At 70.6% G+C, this 13,553-nt stretch carries 11 protein-coding genes and 9 tRNA genes; 16 read left to right on the top strand and 4 right to left on the bottom strand.

Annotation, left to right across the window (positions count from 1 at the left end; translation table 11 throughout):
• Positions 1–33 precede the first annotated feature (33 nt).
• The 3 genes from WMF14_RS31300 to WMF14_RS31290 are packed head-to-tail and all read right to left on the bottom strand — an operon-like array spanning position 34 to position 1,134.
• Positions 34–210: a hypothetical protein gene (locus WMF14_RS31300; RefSeq protein WP_437792138.1), complete on the bottom strand. Its 177-nt coding sequence runs from the start codon at positions 208–210 to the stop codon at positions 34–36.
• A gap of 40 nt (positions 211–250) precedes the next feature.
• Positions 251–517 carry a hypothetical protein gene (locus WMF14_RS31295; protein ID WP_272094565.1) on the bottom strand — a complete coding sequence of 89 codons (267 nt, stop codon included), beginning with the start codon at positions 515–517 and terminating at the stop codon, positions 251–253.
• Positions 514–1,134, bottom strand: coding sequence for a hypothetical protein (locus WMF14_RS31290; protein WP_437792135.1), 621 nt, complete (start codon positions 1,132–1,134; stop codon positions 514–516). The genes WMF14_RS31295 and WMF14_RS31290 overlap by 4 nt, the downstream gene beginning before the upstream one ends.
• 50 nt (positions 1,135–1,184) lie before the next feature.
• Here WMF14_RS31290 and WMF14_RS31285 point away from each other — a divergent pair, with 50 nt between their 5' ends.
• The 3 genes from WMF14_RS31285 (at position 1,185) to WMF14_RS31275 (ending at position 5,106) form a co-directional block, all read left to right on the top strand.
• Complete coding sequence (locus WMF14_RS31285; protein WP_437792132.1) at positions 1,185–2,846, top strand: Ppx/GppA phosphatase family protein; 1,662 nt, start codon at positions 1,185–1,187, stop codon at positions 2,844–2,846.
• A gap of 214 nt (positions 2,847–3,060) precedes the next feature.
• Positions 3,061–4,539 carry a hypothetical protein gene (locus WMF14_RS31280; RefSeq protein WP_437792130.1) on the top strand — a complete coding sequence of 493 codons (1,479 nt, stop codon included), beginning with the start codon at positions 3,061–3,063 and terminating at the stop codon, positions 4,537–4,539.
• A 153-nt stretch (positions 4,540–4,692) separates the two neighbouring features.
• Positions 4,693–5,106: a hypothetical protein gene (locus WMF14_RS31275; protein ID WP_272094562.1), complete on the top strand. Its 414-nt coding sequence runs from the start codon at positions 4,693–4,695 to the stop codon at positions 5,104–5,106.
• A gap of 55 nt (positions 5,107–5,161) precedes the next feature.
• On the opposite strand, the gene WMF14_RS31270 is transcribed toward WMF14_RS31275, so the two are convergent.
• Positions 5,162–6,880: an NAD-dependent malic enzyme gene (locus WMF14_RS31270; RefSeq protein WP_437804335.1), complete on the bottom strand. Its 1,719-nt coding sequence runs from the start codon at positions 6,878–6,880 to the stop codon at positions 5,162–5,164.
• A gap of 205 nt (positions 6,881–7,085) precedes the next feature.
• Between WMF14_RS31270 and WMF14_RS31265 the strand changes: the two genes are divergently transcribed.
• The 13 genes from WMF14_RS31265 (at position 7,086) to WMF14_RS31205 (ending at position 13,476) form a co-directional block, all read left to right on the top strand.
• On the top strand, positions 7,086–8,153 hold the full coding sequence (locus WMF14_RS31265; RefSeq protein WP_437792126.1) for a protoporphyrinogen/coproporphyrinogen oxidase: 1,068 nt from the start codon (positions 7,086–7,088) through the stop codon (positions 8,151–8,153).
• A 92-nt stretch (positions 8,154–8,245) separates the two neighbouring features.
• Positions 8,246–9,484 (top strand): hypothetical protein, encoded by a 1,239-nt coding sequence (locus tag WMF14_RS31260; RefSeq protein WP_437792124.1) that lies wholly within the window; start codon positions 8,246–8,248, stop codon positions 9,482–9,484.
• 313 nt (positions 9,485–9,797) lie between these two features.
• Complete coding sequence (locus WMF14_RS31255; protein WP_437792122.1) at positions 9,798–9,980, top strand: hypothetical protein; 183 nt, start codon at positions 9,798–9,800, stop codon at positions 9,978–9,980.
• A gap of 404 nt (positions 9,981–10,384) precedes the next feature.
• Positions 10,385–10,458 (top strand) — tRNA-Lys (locus WMF14_RS31250).
• 95 nt (positions 10,459–10,553) lie between these two features.
• A tRNA-Asn gene (locus WMF14_RS31245) sits at positions 10,554–10,625 on the top strand.
• Between the two features lie 99 nt (positions 10,626–10,724).
• A tRNA-Pro gene (locus WMF14_RS31240) sits at positions 10,725–10,797 on the top strand.
• Positions 10,798–10,809: 12 nt separating this feature from the next.
• Positions 10,810–10,884: transfer RNA gene (locus tag WMF14_RS31235), tRNA-His, on the top strand.
• A 99-nt stretch (positions 10,885–10,983) separates the two neighbouring features.
• Positions 10,984–12,663 (top strand): TROVE domain-containing protein, encoded by a 1,680-nt coding sequence (locus WMF14_RS31230; protein ID WP_437792119.1) that lies wholly within the window; start codon positions 10,984–10,986, stop codon positions 12,661–12,663.
• Between the two features lie 183 nt (positions 12,664–12,846).
• A tRNA-Arg gene (locus WMF14_RS31225) sits at positions 12,847–12,918 on the top strand.
• 75 nt (positions 12,919–12,993) lie between these two features.
• Positions 12,994–13,118 (top strand) — tRNA-OTHER (locus tag WMF14_RS31220).
• Positions 13,119–13,125: 7 nt separating this feature from the next.
• Positions 13,126–13,197 (top strand) — tRNA-Asp (locus WMF14_RS31215).
• A 4-nt stretch (positions 13,198–13,201) separates the two neighbouring features.
• Positions 13,202–13,271, top strand: a tRNA-Trp gene (locus WMF14_RS31210).
• A gap of 133 nt (positions 13,272–13,404) precedes the next feature.
• A tRNA-Ala gene (locus WMF14_RS31205) sits at positions 13,405–13,476 on the top strand.
• Positions 13,477–13,553 lie beyond the last annotated feature (77 nt).

Genomic DNA, 13,553 nt, shown 5'->3' with positions numbered 1-13,553 from the left:
GGCGCCAGGGCGTCCTCGGCCGGCGGCGGGAGCTCAGCTCTCGGCGGAGGCGGTCGTCTCGGCGCCAGCGACGAGCGGCGCGTACTGGGTGAGGAACTTGCCCCAGCGCTTGTGCTTGCGGCCGGGCTTCCGGGAGCTCTGGGCGCTCCTCTCTTGCTTCTGGGTGACCTTGAGGGTGAGGTGCTGGTGCTGGCGCGTAGGGCGATGCATGGCGGCGGATGCTGCTCGAACGCGCCGCGCTCTGCAAGCCTCAACGCGACGGAGCCCGCGCCTGCTCGCTCTGCCCGTCCCGCTCCGTCCCCAGCCGGCCGAAGCTGTGGATCCCGTAGATGAGCACCACGAGCGCGAGCACCGTGAGCGCCATGCCCGCGTCCGACGGCCCGACGCCGACCAGCGCGAGCCCGGCCACGAGGAGCAACCCCCCGCCGCCGAGCGCGCGTCGCGCGCGCTCCTCGGCGTCTCGCTCTCTCCGGCGCCCCCGACTTCGCGCCGCCCCGCCCTCCTCGAGCTCGCTCACTGGAACTTCTGCGTCCGCGCGTAGGTGATGAAGTCCTGCACGTCGCGCGTCAGCTCGCGCTCGGCGGTGATCGTCGTGCGCTCGTGCGACTCGCCGACGAGGTCGTCGTAGAGGTAGTTCTGCTGATAGAGGAGCACGAGCCGGATGGCCCCGTCCGCCCCGCCGCGGACGATGCGCAGCTTCTCGTCCCGGCCGTTCGGCGGCGGGATCGCGGCGCCGAGCGCCTGGGCGTCCTCCTCGGTCACGTAGACGACGCCGTACGAGCGGCTCTGCACGCCGACATCGACGCGCACCTTCTGCCCGCTGGTCAGCTCGACCTCGCGCCCGCGCGCCGGCTGCGCGCCCTCGTGCGCCATCGCCCGGCGGATCACCTCGATCGCTCTGCGCTCGTCGAGGGCGCGCATCGGGTTCGGCGCGCGCGCCTCGCCGCCGCTGCACGCCCCCAGCGCGAGCGCCGCGGTCGCGATCCCCAGCGCGAGGCGCGCCGCCCCTCGCGCGCCGCCGAGGAGACGGCGCGCGTCCCGAGCCTGCCCGGGCGCGAGCTCGCGCGCTGAAGGCCGATGCTGAAGGGGGCCGAGATGGCGAGCCCCCGAGCCTTGATGAAGCTTCCTCGACATGAGCGGCATGAGAGTAGCCAACCGCCCGGAGCTTCGCTACTTCTCCCGACATGGCGCGGCTCGCTGCGATCGACATCGGATCCAACGCCATCCGACTTCGCATCGTCGACGTCGATCCTCCGGCGCTCGGGGCGTTCGGGGCCGGCTGGGATCCGGCGCTCGCCGGGTCCGCGACCGGCGCACCCGACGCGCCGCGCTTCCACCCGTTCCGCGATGTCCATGCGGATCGGGCGTCGGTGCGTCTCGGGCACGACGTGTTCACGAAGGGCCGGCTCGAGTCGGGGGTCATCGGCGCCGCCTGCGAGGCGCTCCGGCGCTTCCGCACGGCGATGGATGCGGCCAAGGTCGACCGCTACCGCGCGGTGGCGACGAGCGCCGCGCGCGAGGCCCAGAACGGCGACCTCTTCGTCGAGCGCGCCGCGCGCGAGGCCGGCGTCCATATCGAGGTCATCGAGGGGGTCGAGGAGGCGCGCCTGGTCCAGCTCGCCGTCCGTGAGCGCGTCGCGCTCGGCGAGCGGACCGCGCTCCTCGTCGACATCGGCGGCGGCTCCACCGAGCTCACGCTGCTCCGCGGCCGCGGAGCCGTCTTCTCGCGCTCGCTCCCCGTGGGGACGGTGCGGATGGTCGAGGCCTTCCTCGAGGATCGCCGCCCGGTCGACGCGGGGCACCGGCGGCTCGTCGAGGAGTACGTCGATCGCGTCATGGTCGAGGCCACGCGCGAGATCGTGGAGCTGCTCGGCGAGGGGTCGGGCTCGGGGATCGATCTGCTCGTCGGCACGGGCGGCAACATCGAGACGCTCGCGGATCTCTGCCCCGCGCCGGGCGCGCCCCCGGAGGGGCGGGCGATCGACGTGCCCGCGATGTCCCGCCTGCTCGACGAGATGGCATCCAAGACGCCCGAGGAACGCGCGCAGATCTACGGCCTGCGCCCGGACCGCGCCGACACCATCGTCCCCGCGGCGACGATCCTGGGCCGAATCGCCCGGGCGTTCGCGCAGCGGGTCATCGTCGCTCCCGGGGTCGGGCTCAAGGAGGGCGTGCTCGTCGATCTCGCCCACGCCCATTTCCACGGGCCCGACTTCCGCGGCGAGGCCGCCGCGGTCAGCGACGCCTGCGTCCGGCTCGGCCGCCGCTACCATTTCGACGAGAAGCACGGCGCGCTCGTGGCCCGCTTCGCCGAGCGGCTGTTCGACGACCTAGCGCCGCGCCACCGCCTCGGCCAGCGCGACCGGATCCTCCTGCGCGCGGCGGCCCTGCTCCACGACATCGGCGACTTCGTCCGCTACGAGGGGCACCACAAGCACAGCTATTACGTCATCGTCCACAGCGACCTCATGGGCCTGACCCCGGAGGAGCGCGCGATCGTCGCGAACATCGCGCGCTACCACAGGAAGTCGCCGCCCAGCATGGATCACGACAACTTCCGCGCGCTCTCGCGGGACGCGCGCGCCAAGGTGAAGTCGATGGCGTCGATCCTCCGCATCGCCGACGCGCTCGATCGCGAGCACCGGGCCAAGGTCGCGGAGGTGACCGGCCGCATCGAGGGCGACACGCTGGTGATCGAGGTGCAGGGCGCGGAGGACCGGGCGCTCGAGGAGTGGACGGTCGTCGCGAAGGCGGGGATGCTGCGCGACGCGCTCGGCCTGGAGGTCCGGATGGTCGACGCCACGCCGAGATCGCGCCCGCCTTCGGCCGCGAACGCGGGAGGCTGATGCGAGGCACCGCCGCGCTCGCGACGGCTGACGCGAGGCGCCGCTGCGAGCGCGGGCGGGGTCGACGCCCCAAAAAGTCGCCGTGGCCTTTGCGTGGAGCCCGGCGGGCCACCATGAACCTCGGCACGGGGGAGGTTCTGCCCCCGTGGACGAGCGCGGCGATGCCGTACCGACGGGCGCGGCTGCGCCGCCGTAGAACAAGGGCGAGCGACCGTTGACGCTGAAATCTCCGAAGCTGATGGAGGCCCGCCGCGCCGCCGGCATCCTGAGGTCCGCCCTGCGCGGGCACACGGGCGATCTGACGCTCGCCGACGCGTCGGCGAAGAGCGGCCTGCCGCTGCGCGACGCGGAGAGCGGCCTGCACCTGCTCGTCAGCGAGCACCGCGGGCACCTCAAGGCGACGTCCGAAGGGGAGCTGCTCTTCCGCTTCCCGTACGGCTTCACCAAGCCGTGGGAGACCCGCACGCGCCTCACGCGCGCGCTCCAGGCCGTCCTCCGGGCCGCCGCCGGCGTGGCCCGCTTCGTCGTGCGGGCGTGGATCGCGATCGTGCTGATCGCGTACGTCGCGATCTTCGTCGGGATCCTGATCGCCCGGCTGTTCGCCCGCTCGAACAGCGACTCGCGCGACCACGACGACTTCTCCGGATCGTTCGCGGGCTACTTCCTCTTTCGTCTGGTCCTCGACGCGATCTTCTGGACGTTTCACCCGTTCTCGCCGTTCGTGTGGACGGCCGAGCCGGCGTGGTCCTCGTCGTATGGACGCCGCGGGGCGTTCGGGCAGCGGCGCGACGAGACGCCCTTCTACGAGAAGGTGAACCGGTTCTTCTTCGGCCCGACGCCGGCGCCGCGCGATCCGCTCGAGGCCGAGAAGCTCATCCTGGCCGAGATCCGCGCGCAGCGGGGCCGGATCGGGCTCGCCGACGTGATGCGCGTGACGGGGCTCTCGCGCGACGAGGCGGATCCGCTGATGGCGCGGCTGATGCTCGACTACGACGGCGCGGTCGATGTGTCGGAGGAGGGGGGCATCGTCTACCGGTTCGAGGCGATCCGGCGGACGGCGGCGGAGGCGCCCGTGAGGGCGCCCGCGCCGGTCTGGGCGAAGCGCGAGGAGCTGCCTCCGCTGACCGGGAACGGGCCGGGGATGAACGCGCTCATCGTGGCGCTCAACGGGTTCAACCTGCTGATGAGCCTCTACGCGCTCGGGGCCCACCTTACTTTGGACAACCTCGGGCTCCTGGCGCGGGGCGTCCCGATGGCGGAGCTGCCCGCCACGGGGACGGCGGTCGCGCTCGGGGTGGTGCCGCTCGTCTTCTCGCTCGCGCTCTTCGCGCTGCCGCTCGGCCGGGCGCTCCTGCGCCCGCTGAAGCAGCGGAGGCTCGCCCGGCGGAACGGCCGGCGGGCCCTGTTACGTGCGATCCTTACCCGCGTCGGCGCGCAGCACGGCCGGGAGCCGATCACGGAGGCGGTGCTCCAGCGGGCGTGGCAGGAGGCGGCGGGGGAGCCACCGCGGTCAGAGGAGATCACCCGCGAGGTGGTCGCCCTCGGGGGCGACGTCGACCTCGAGGCAGGCGAAGGGATCCGGTACCGCTTTCCCGATCTGGAGACCGAGGCCAAGGCCCTCGAAGCCGAGCGGGAGGCGGCCTCCGAGGAAGAGGCGCGCGCCGGGAAGGTGATCTTCTCGTCCGACGCATGAGCGCCGTCGCAGACGGTTTTTTCTGTGGTGCTTGATGAGGGCGCTGACAAAAACCGTCGATGGCGTGTGCGCGCGTACGGCGCCGTGCCGCGCGGAATCGCCGTTCATTGACGCGCTCTGGTCTGGACGTCTACGGTAGGGTGAATTTCGCGCATGTACTCCGTTGACAACAGGGCCGGTCGTCTCATCGAGGTGAGGCTCGCATCACCGCTCCCGACTGGCGAGGTCGACGCGTGCATCGCCCGGATCCAGGGCATCGTGACCCAGAACCGGCACGGCGCTGTCGTCTGCATCGAGCTGCTCCAGGTCGACGTGCTCGCGCCCGAGAGCGCGGAGAAGTTCCTGGAGATGATGCGCGTCCAGAACGCCACGGTGCACCGGACGGCCTACCTGCTGCCGGTGTCGAACGCGATCCTGGGGCTCCAGGTCGAGCGGCTCATCCGGGACGCGCACAACTCGAGCCGAAAGGCGTTTCGCGACACGACCTCGCTCGAGGCCTGGCTCGTCCCAGTGATGACGATGGTGGAGGCGCAGCAGCTCCGGAAGTTCCTGTCGCAGCTCGGCTGAAGCGGAGCGCAGCGCCCGCGCCGCGCGGGGGCGCGGGCGCGCTCCGGGGCAGGCCCTAGCCGCGGACGAACGGCAGGTACTTCGGCTGCCAGAACCGCGCCTTCACATAGGCCTCGACGTTCCCGGGGTCGACCTTCTTGCTCCTCGCGACGCCGTCCTCGAACGCCGCCCGGATGACCGCGACGGCGACGCGCGTGGAGACCTCCTGGAGCTCCTCCACGGGTGGGTAGATGAGCCCCATATCGAGGTGCTTCTCCGCCGTGTAGTCGACGAGCGCGTAGGCCGCCGCGAGCACCATGCCGTCCGTGATCTCGCGCGCGTCGGACAGGATGGATCCGAACCCGAGCCCCGGGAAGATGAAGGCGTTGTTGCCCTGGCCGATGGGGATGGTCTTGCCGTCGAGCTCCACGGGCGGGAACGGGCTGCCGGTCGCGACGAGCGCGCGGCCCTCGGTCAGGGCGAGGATCTCCTCGGGGAGCGCCTCGCAGGCGCTCGTCGGGTTGGAGAGGGCGAAGATGACCGGCCGCGGGGTGTTGGCGGCCATCGCCTTGATCACGGGCTCGCTGAATGAGCGCGGCTGCCCGGACAGCCCGAGGAGCACGGTCGCGCGCGTGTTCTCGAGGGTCTCGAGCAGCGTCGGCACGGCCCCGGCCTTCTTCCACGCCGCGATCTTCCCCGGATCCTGCGCGAACTTGCGCTTGTACTCCTCCATCGGGCGGTCCTTCGCGAGGAGGCCCTTGGAGTCGAGGACGAAGATGCGGGCGAGCGCCTCGTCCTCGGTGAGCCCCTCGCGGAGCATCCCCTGGCAGATGGCCCAGGCGACGCCGACGCCGCCAGCGCCCGCGCCGTGGATCACCACCGATTGATCCCTGAGCCGCTCGCCGCGAAGCCTGCACGCGGCGACCACGCCCGCGAGCGTGACCGCCCCTGTCCCCTGGATATCGTCGTTGAAGGAGGGGATCACCTTCCGGTACCGATCCAGCACGGAGAAGGCGGCCTCCTTGGAGAGGTCCTCCCACTGGATGACGGCGCGGGGGCAGCTGCTCTTCACGGCGTCGACGAACCTGTCGAAGAAGTCGAAGTACGCGTCGCCGCGCAGGCGGCGCTGGCGAACACCGAGGTAGAACGGGTCCTCAATGAGATCGGCCCGGTCGGTCCCCACGTCGAGGACCACGGGCATCGTGTGGAACGGGCTCACGCCGCCGCCCGCGGTGTAGAGCGCGAGCTTGCCGATCGGGATGGCGAGCCCGCCATAACCCTGGTCGCCGATGCCGAGGATCGCGGAGGAGTCGGTCGCCACGATCATGCGCACGTCCTCCCACGGGAAGCTCGCGAGCACGCGCTGGGCGCGATCGATGTTCGCGGGAGAGAACGAGACGCCGCGCGCGCTCTGATAGAGGAAGTTGAACTGCTGCACGGCCTCGCCCACGGTCGGCGTGTAGACGATGGGCAGCATCTCGCCGAGGTGGCGATTGAGCAGCGCATAGTAGAGGATCTCGTTGCGCTCCTGGAGCGCTCGCAGATACTGATACTTGGCGATCGGCGTCGGCTCGCGGCGAAACCCGCCATAGACGCGGGCGAGCTGCTGATCCATGGTGTTGACCTGCGGCGGGAGCAGCCCGTCGAGCCCGAGGTTCACGCGCTCTTCCGGCGTGAAGGCCGTCCCCTTGTTGGTCATGACGAGCCTGAGGAGGGCGATTCCATCGAAGTATACCTCCATGTACTCGCGGCCATAGGCGTCTTTCTTGACGTCGAAATACTTTGAGATCCTCACCATGGGAGGCATCCTAGACCGATGGGCGCGCGCCGGCGAGCCTTCCTTGAGCGCTCGAGCGCGCAAGCGGGCGAACTCGGGTGGTTCCCGCTCGGTGAATGGAGTGTTTCTGACAGTGTTATCGCCGGCGGGCGAGCCCGGGCGGATCCTGCTCGCCGGATGCAGTATTTCTCACATTGCTATCGCCTCGTGGTATAGAGGCGCGATGCGACGCATTGCCGTCATTGGAGGCGGTCTGGCCGGGTGTATCGTTGCGTTCCGGCGAGCTATGGCAGGCGACCAGGTGACGCTCGTCGAGGCGGCTCCGCGGATCGGCGGGCAGCTCTGGACGGAGCGGGCCTCTGGCTTCGTCATCGAGCTCGGCGCCGAGGGGTTCATCGCGCGGAGCGAGGCCGTCCCTGGGCTGGCGAGCGCGCTCGGCATCGCCGGCGATCTCGTCGGCCAGGAGACGCACCGGTCGTTCGGCTTCGACGGCGCCGCGCTGCGGGAGCTCGCGCCGGGCGAGGCGGCGGAGTTCCTCGGCTTCCAGGTGCCGCGCGACGAGCTCGGCAAGGGGATCCGGACCTTCCGCCTCGGGATGGCGCAGGTGACCGAGACGCTCGCGCTCGCGATCGCCGGGCGCGTCGACGTGCGCACCTCCGCGGCGGTCGCCTCGCTCGCGCCGGTGGCCGGCGGCTTCCGCGTCGCGCTCGCCGGAGGGGCCGAGATCGACGCCGACGCGGTCGTCCTCGCCACCCACGCCGCCGGCGCGGCCGCGCTGCTCGGCGAGGCGGGGCGGGCGCTCCGCGACGCAGAGACGCTCTCCAGCGTGACCGTATCGCTGGCGTACCCGCGCGCCGCGATCGATCACCCGCTCGACGGCACCGGCTTCGTCGTCGCCGCGGGGCACCAGGCGCACGGCTTCCGCGCGTGCACGTTCACGACCTCGAAGTTCGCCGAGCGCGCCCCCGCCGGCCACGTCACGCTTCGCCTCTTCTTCCGCCCCGATCCGGCGGACCTCGAGCAAATGAGCGACGAGGCCTGGACGGCGCGCGCCGAGGCCTCGCTCGCGCGCGTGCTGCGCGTGCGCGGGCCCTCGGAGCGCGCGTGGGTCTCGCGCTGGTCGCGCGCCCTCCCGGTCTCCACTCCCGCGCACGCGGCGCGGGTCCGGGAGGCCGAGCAGGCGCTCGCGGGCAGCGGCGTGCTCCTCGCCGGTTCGGCGTTCCACGGCTCCGGGATCGACGCCGCCGTGCGCTCCGCCGAGGCGGCCGCGGAGCGCGTCGGGGCCCTGTAGCGCGCCGTCGCGCTCTGGCGCTGCGAGCAGCGCGGCCTGCCGGCATCGATCTGCGGTGACAGGCTCGACCCGGACGGGCGAGGATGCGCACCATGACCACGGAAATCACCAGCCATCGCTGCGCGCTCGACGTCGGGGGGCGCTTTGCGCTCGGCTTCATCGTGGCGTGCGTCGCCGGGGGCTGCCGTGACCAGCCGCCGCGGCCGACCGCCGAGAGCGCGCCGCCCGTCGCGGCGAGCTCACCTGCCGCCGTCGCGTCGACGAGCAGCGCTGCGCCGCCGGCGCCGTCGGCGTTGCCCGCGTCACCGGCCCCGCCCACGCCGAGCGCGCGCGCGCTCACCGAAAAGGAGAAGCAGGCCCTCGCCACGTACAAGGCCGCGCTGGCGAGAGGCCGGCTCGCGACCAAGAAGCAGGACTTCAAGGCGGCCATCCAGGCGTTCTCCGAGGCGATCGCCGCGGACCCGAGCGACGCGCGGGCGCTTGCGGAGCGAGGCTTCGCGCACCTGACCGCGGGCGACAGCGACGCGGCGGATGACGATTTCGACGCGGCGCTCGCGGGGGCGGGCGATCCCGAGCTGCGCTCCCAGATCTGGTTCAACCTCGGGCTCCTGCGCGACAGGGCGGGCGACGCCGAGGCGGCCCGGGTCGCTTATGCCAACGCGCACCTGCTCAAGCCCTCGGCGGCGACGCGCGGCAAGCTCGCCGGCAGATCGACGTGCACCGTGGAGGTCCGCAAGGCCGACCTCGAGGGCGCCGAGCCCGTGAAGGCGTGGACCGATCTCCTCGCGCGGATCGGCACCGCCGAGGAGGCGCCCGGCGAGGCGACGAGCGAGGCCGCGGCGCGAGAGCGCCTGTGCAGGCCCGACTCGAGGTGGGCGGACAGCCCGTGCGCCGGCGATCCGCCGTGGGTCTTCCCTCGCGACTACATGATGTACGTGCACCACAGCAACCATGTGGTCTTTCCCCGCAAGCCGGACGGGTTCCTGGTCGTGAACGGCGGTCATTCGGGGGGCTGGCCCGCGCACTGCCATGGGATCCGCAGCGTGAGCGGCTCGGTCGAGGGGGGGCTGCTCGTGGTCGAGAGCACCTTTCACGGCGCGGGCGCGGTCTACGACGGAGAGGTCGATGGCGAGATGCGCTGTCGGGACGGCGCGAGCTACCGCGAGCGGACGTTCTATGACGCGCGCACCGGCCGGGCGATCGTGGCGCTGCGCTGGCCGGCTGGGAGCGAGGCCGACGTGAAGGTGCAGGGCGGTGAGCTGGTCGTCTCTGGCGGCGGCTGCGACGAGCGAGTTCGGCTCGGCGCCAACACCAACGCCAGCACGAAATAGGCCACGAGGTGCGCTGCGCGCGGTCGCCTGTTGCTGGCGCTCCCGGCTCAGGGGGCCTGAGCGCCGTCGTGGGTCGTGCGTGACGCCCTCGGCATACCCAGGTCCAGGGCGGGCGCCTGGAAACAGACAATGGCGTGGCACTTCGATTGCACCCATTGCACCGACTGCAGCGACGCGCTCGGACCGGCGATCGCCGAGGGAGCGCCAGTATTGAAGGCGTTGAAGGCGACGAAAAAAAAGAATCGACTCGAGGAACTTTTCTGTTGCGCAGCCCGTCCAAGGGGAGTACTTAATCCGAACACGAGGATTCGCCATGTTTAGCCGCCACGACAACCTGCAGCTCGTCACCATCCTGTCCAAATCGGGAACGCCCGATGCGGCCATGGCATGGGATCGCCTGCTGGGCGGTGGCGATGAACATTTGGCGCATAATCCAGGTTACCCTTGCAGCCTCCGTTCGTCGCGGAAGCTCGGTAACCCGGAGAATAGCGCCTAGAGGCAGCTAAGCACGCGTCGAACGACGACGTTCGCGAAGGCCGCCTCGGGAAACCCAGGCGGCCTTCGGCGTTCTGGGGGCTTGTAGGCTGTCGGCTCGTTGCGGCTATCGGCCCGCTTGTGGGCTGGAGATCTGCTGTGGGCTGTCGGCCTGCTGTGGATCGCCGGCTGCTGGCGAGTCGAGGAGATGCGTTGTCTTGCGCGCAGCGCGCGACGTCGTCGCGTGCCGTGGTGGGGGAGTTGCGCCCGGAGAAAGGAGGCGCGGCAGAGAGTGCGTTGGGAGCATTCGATTCGAGAATGAGCGCCGCGGCGCCCGTTCACGGCGCCGGGTAATGCGTTCGCGGAATGGTCGACGTGTATTGGCTTGCTGACACAGCAGGCCATGCGGAGGTGTGCCCTCCGCGCGGACCCGTAGCTCAGCTGGATAGAGCAGCCGCCTCTTAAGCGGACGGTTGGAGGTTCGATTCCTCTCGGGTCCACCTGTCCTCGCCGGCGCAGCCGCGCCGGCGGTGGGGGACACCTGATCTGTGACAATCCAGGATGATGTAGATGGAGGCGCGCTGCGCCTCCATGTTCCGGTGTAGCTCAATGGTAGAGCGCCCGCCTGTTAAGCGGGTAGTTGGAGGTTCGATTCCTCCCGCCGGAGCCGCGCCCCCATCGCGGGAGGCAGGCCCGTTTCGCTCACGCGAGGCGCCGGCTCGCCGCCGGCCGGGGGCGCGTCGGCGCCTCGTTCGAGCAGGCGCTGCGGGATGTAGCCTAGTGGAAAGGCGCCTCATCTGGGGTGAGGAGATCCGCCGGTTCGATTCCGGCCATCCCGACGATGATTTGCGTGGGTGTTTCTCTTCTGGTGAAGAGGGCAGGTTGTGACCCTGCGGAGGCGGGTTCGATCCCCGTACGCCCACCCAGGACGGGTCGAACGTGCTCGGTTATCTTTGGGAGATCAACCCGAGCGTGCTCTTTTATCCGTCCTCTTTTGCCCGGAGGCCCGGGCCGGAGGTGGTGTGATGGCCGATTATCTGAAGCACTTCGCCGCGCTGGTCACCCCGCAGCGGCAGAAGGCCCGCGCCGATCAGGCGAAGAACAGCGCCGGCGGCTTCGCCTTCGCCCTCGACGAGTGGGCGAGGCTCGACCGCTGGCTGATCCTCGGCGCCGAGGGGGGAACCTACTACGCGACCGAGCGGAAGCTCACGGTAGAGAACGCCCGCGCCGTCGAGGCGTGCCTCGCCGCGGACGGGCCCCGCGCCGTGCAGCGCATCGTCGACATCAGCGGCTCGGGGCGAGCGCCGAAGAACGCGCCCGCGATCTTCGCGCTCGCGATCGCCGCCGCCGACGCGAAGCTCGAGACCCGGCAGGCCGCCCTCGCGGCCTTGCCCGAGGTGTGCCGCACGGGGACGGATCTCTTCCACTTCGCCCGCGATGTGCAGGGGTTCCGCAAGTGGGGGCGCGGGCTCCGGTCCGCCGTCGCCGCCTGGTACAATGGCAAGCCCGTCGACAGGCTCGCGTACCAGGCGATGAAGTACCAGCAGCGCGACGGCTTCAGCCACCGCGATCTCCTGCGGCTGGCGCACCCGGTGGCGCCGACCCCGCAGCACGACGCCCTTTACCGCTGGATCGTCGGCGGCATCGAGGCGCTCGGCAAGGAGTCGGCGCGCGGCAAGGCGCTGCCCATGACCGATCTTCCGGACGCGGTGCGCGCGTTCGAGTCGCTCCGCGCGGCGACGAACCGCAAGCAGGTCACCGCGCTGATCAGGCAGCATCGCTTCACGCACGAGATGCTCCTGACCGAGTGGAAGAACGACCCCGCGGTCTGGGAGGCGCTGCTCGAGCACATGCCTCAGACAGCGCTGCTCCGGAACCTGGGGAAGATGACCGCGATAGGCCTGCTCTCGCCGATGAGCGACGCGTCCCGCAGGGTGGCGCAACAGCTCACCGACGCCGGGCGGCTGCGCGCGGCCCGGGTCCACCCCATCGCCGTGCTCTCGGCCCTCAAGGTCTATGAGCAGGGCCACGGTGAGCGCGCTCGCCGGCGCGCCAACGCGCTCTCATGGACCCCGGTCCGCGAGGTCGTCGACGCGCTGAACGAGGCGTTCTACCTCGCGTTCCGGGCGGTCGAGCCGACGGGGAAGAAGCACCTCCTGGCGCTCGATATCTCCGGGTCCATGACCAGCGGATCCATCGCCGGCGTCCCTGGGTTGACGCCGCGCGTGGCGAGCGCGGCCATGGCCATGGCGACGGCGAGGATCGAGCGTGAGTACGGCGTGCTCGGCTTCTCGGCGGCGTCGGGCGGGTACGGCGGCAAGTGGGGCGGGGGCGTCTCCGGCCTCATGCCGCTGTCGATATCGCCGGAGCAGCGCCTTGACGACGTGCTGCGCGCGGTGAATGGCCTGCCCTTCGGCGGCACCGACTGCGCGTTGCCGATGGTCTGGGCGAAGCGGAACCGGGTAGAGGTCGACTCGTTCGTCATCTACACGGACAACGAGACCTGGGCGGGCGGCGTTCACCCGTTCCAGGCGCTCAGGGAATACCGGCAGGCAATGGGCCGACCGGCCCGGCTGATCGTCGTCGGAATGACGTCGACCGGCTTCTCCATCGCCGATCCGACGGACCCCGGCATGCTCGATGTCGTGGGGTTCGACGGGGCGGCCCCCCAGGTGATGGCGGATTTCACCCGGGGTGTCTCGTGACAGACAGCGTGACGGACGGGCTCCGCCGGCCCGTCCGTCCGACGAGGGCGCTCACAAGCACCCTCTTTTTGCGGGACGCCGCCATGATGGATGGCACCTGTCCTTCACCCTTTGCCTTGGATTTCCCGGGCCGCGGAGGGACAGTTCTCGTGGTTCGACTCCAGCGTCCCGCTCTCAGCAAAAGCCCCCGAGCCCGAATGGATAGGGGCCGGCCTACGAAGCCGGTCGATGCGGGTTCGAGTCCCGCCGGGGGCGCCGGGATCCCCTCTCCGTCGCCCGCTCTCTCGCCCGATCCGGGCCGAAGGACGACGGTTCTCGGATCCCGACCTTGCCGCCGTAGCTCAGCCTGGTAGAGCACCTGACATTCCGCTCTCCACCCGTTTGCCCGATCCGGGCCGAAGGAGGACGGTTATCCGTTAATCTGGATGACGCGGGTTCGAATCCCGTCGGCGGCGCTGGTTTGCCCTCGTATGCATCTGGTGAGGCAGCCTGATTGTCGATCAGGTGAGGGGAGTTCGATCCTCCTCGGGGGCGCCTCGGGGTGTGCGTCATGGAGACGGCGGAGCCTCCAAAACTCCTGCGAGAAGGTTCGATTCCTTCACACCCCGCCGCAAAAAAAGGAGCGTGATGGACCCAATGGGAACGATGGATGATCGTCCAACGGACAAGGAGGTAAAGGATGTGGGGAGACAAGGAGATGAATGTTCGATGATGAAGATCTGACGCCAGGACCGCTGGCTCGGGGTGATAGTTCAACCGGGAGAACACTGCCTTCGCACGGCAGGGATCGAGGTTCGACCCCTCGTCGCTCCACCGGACGGGCCAATGCTCGTGGGTTACCATGCCGCTTGGCAGTTCCCCCTTGGGGCCTCCCCACGGCGCCCTTTGCC

This window comes from Sorangium sp. So ce693, assembly GCF_051521375.1.
Classification (GTDB): domain Bacteria; phylum Myxococcota_A; class Polyangia; order Polyangiales; family Polyangiaceae; genus Sorangium; species Sorangium atrum.
Note: the sequence above shows the minus strand (reverse complement) of the source record. Positions and strands in the feature narration are given on the sequence as shown.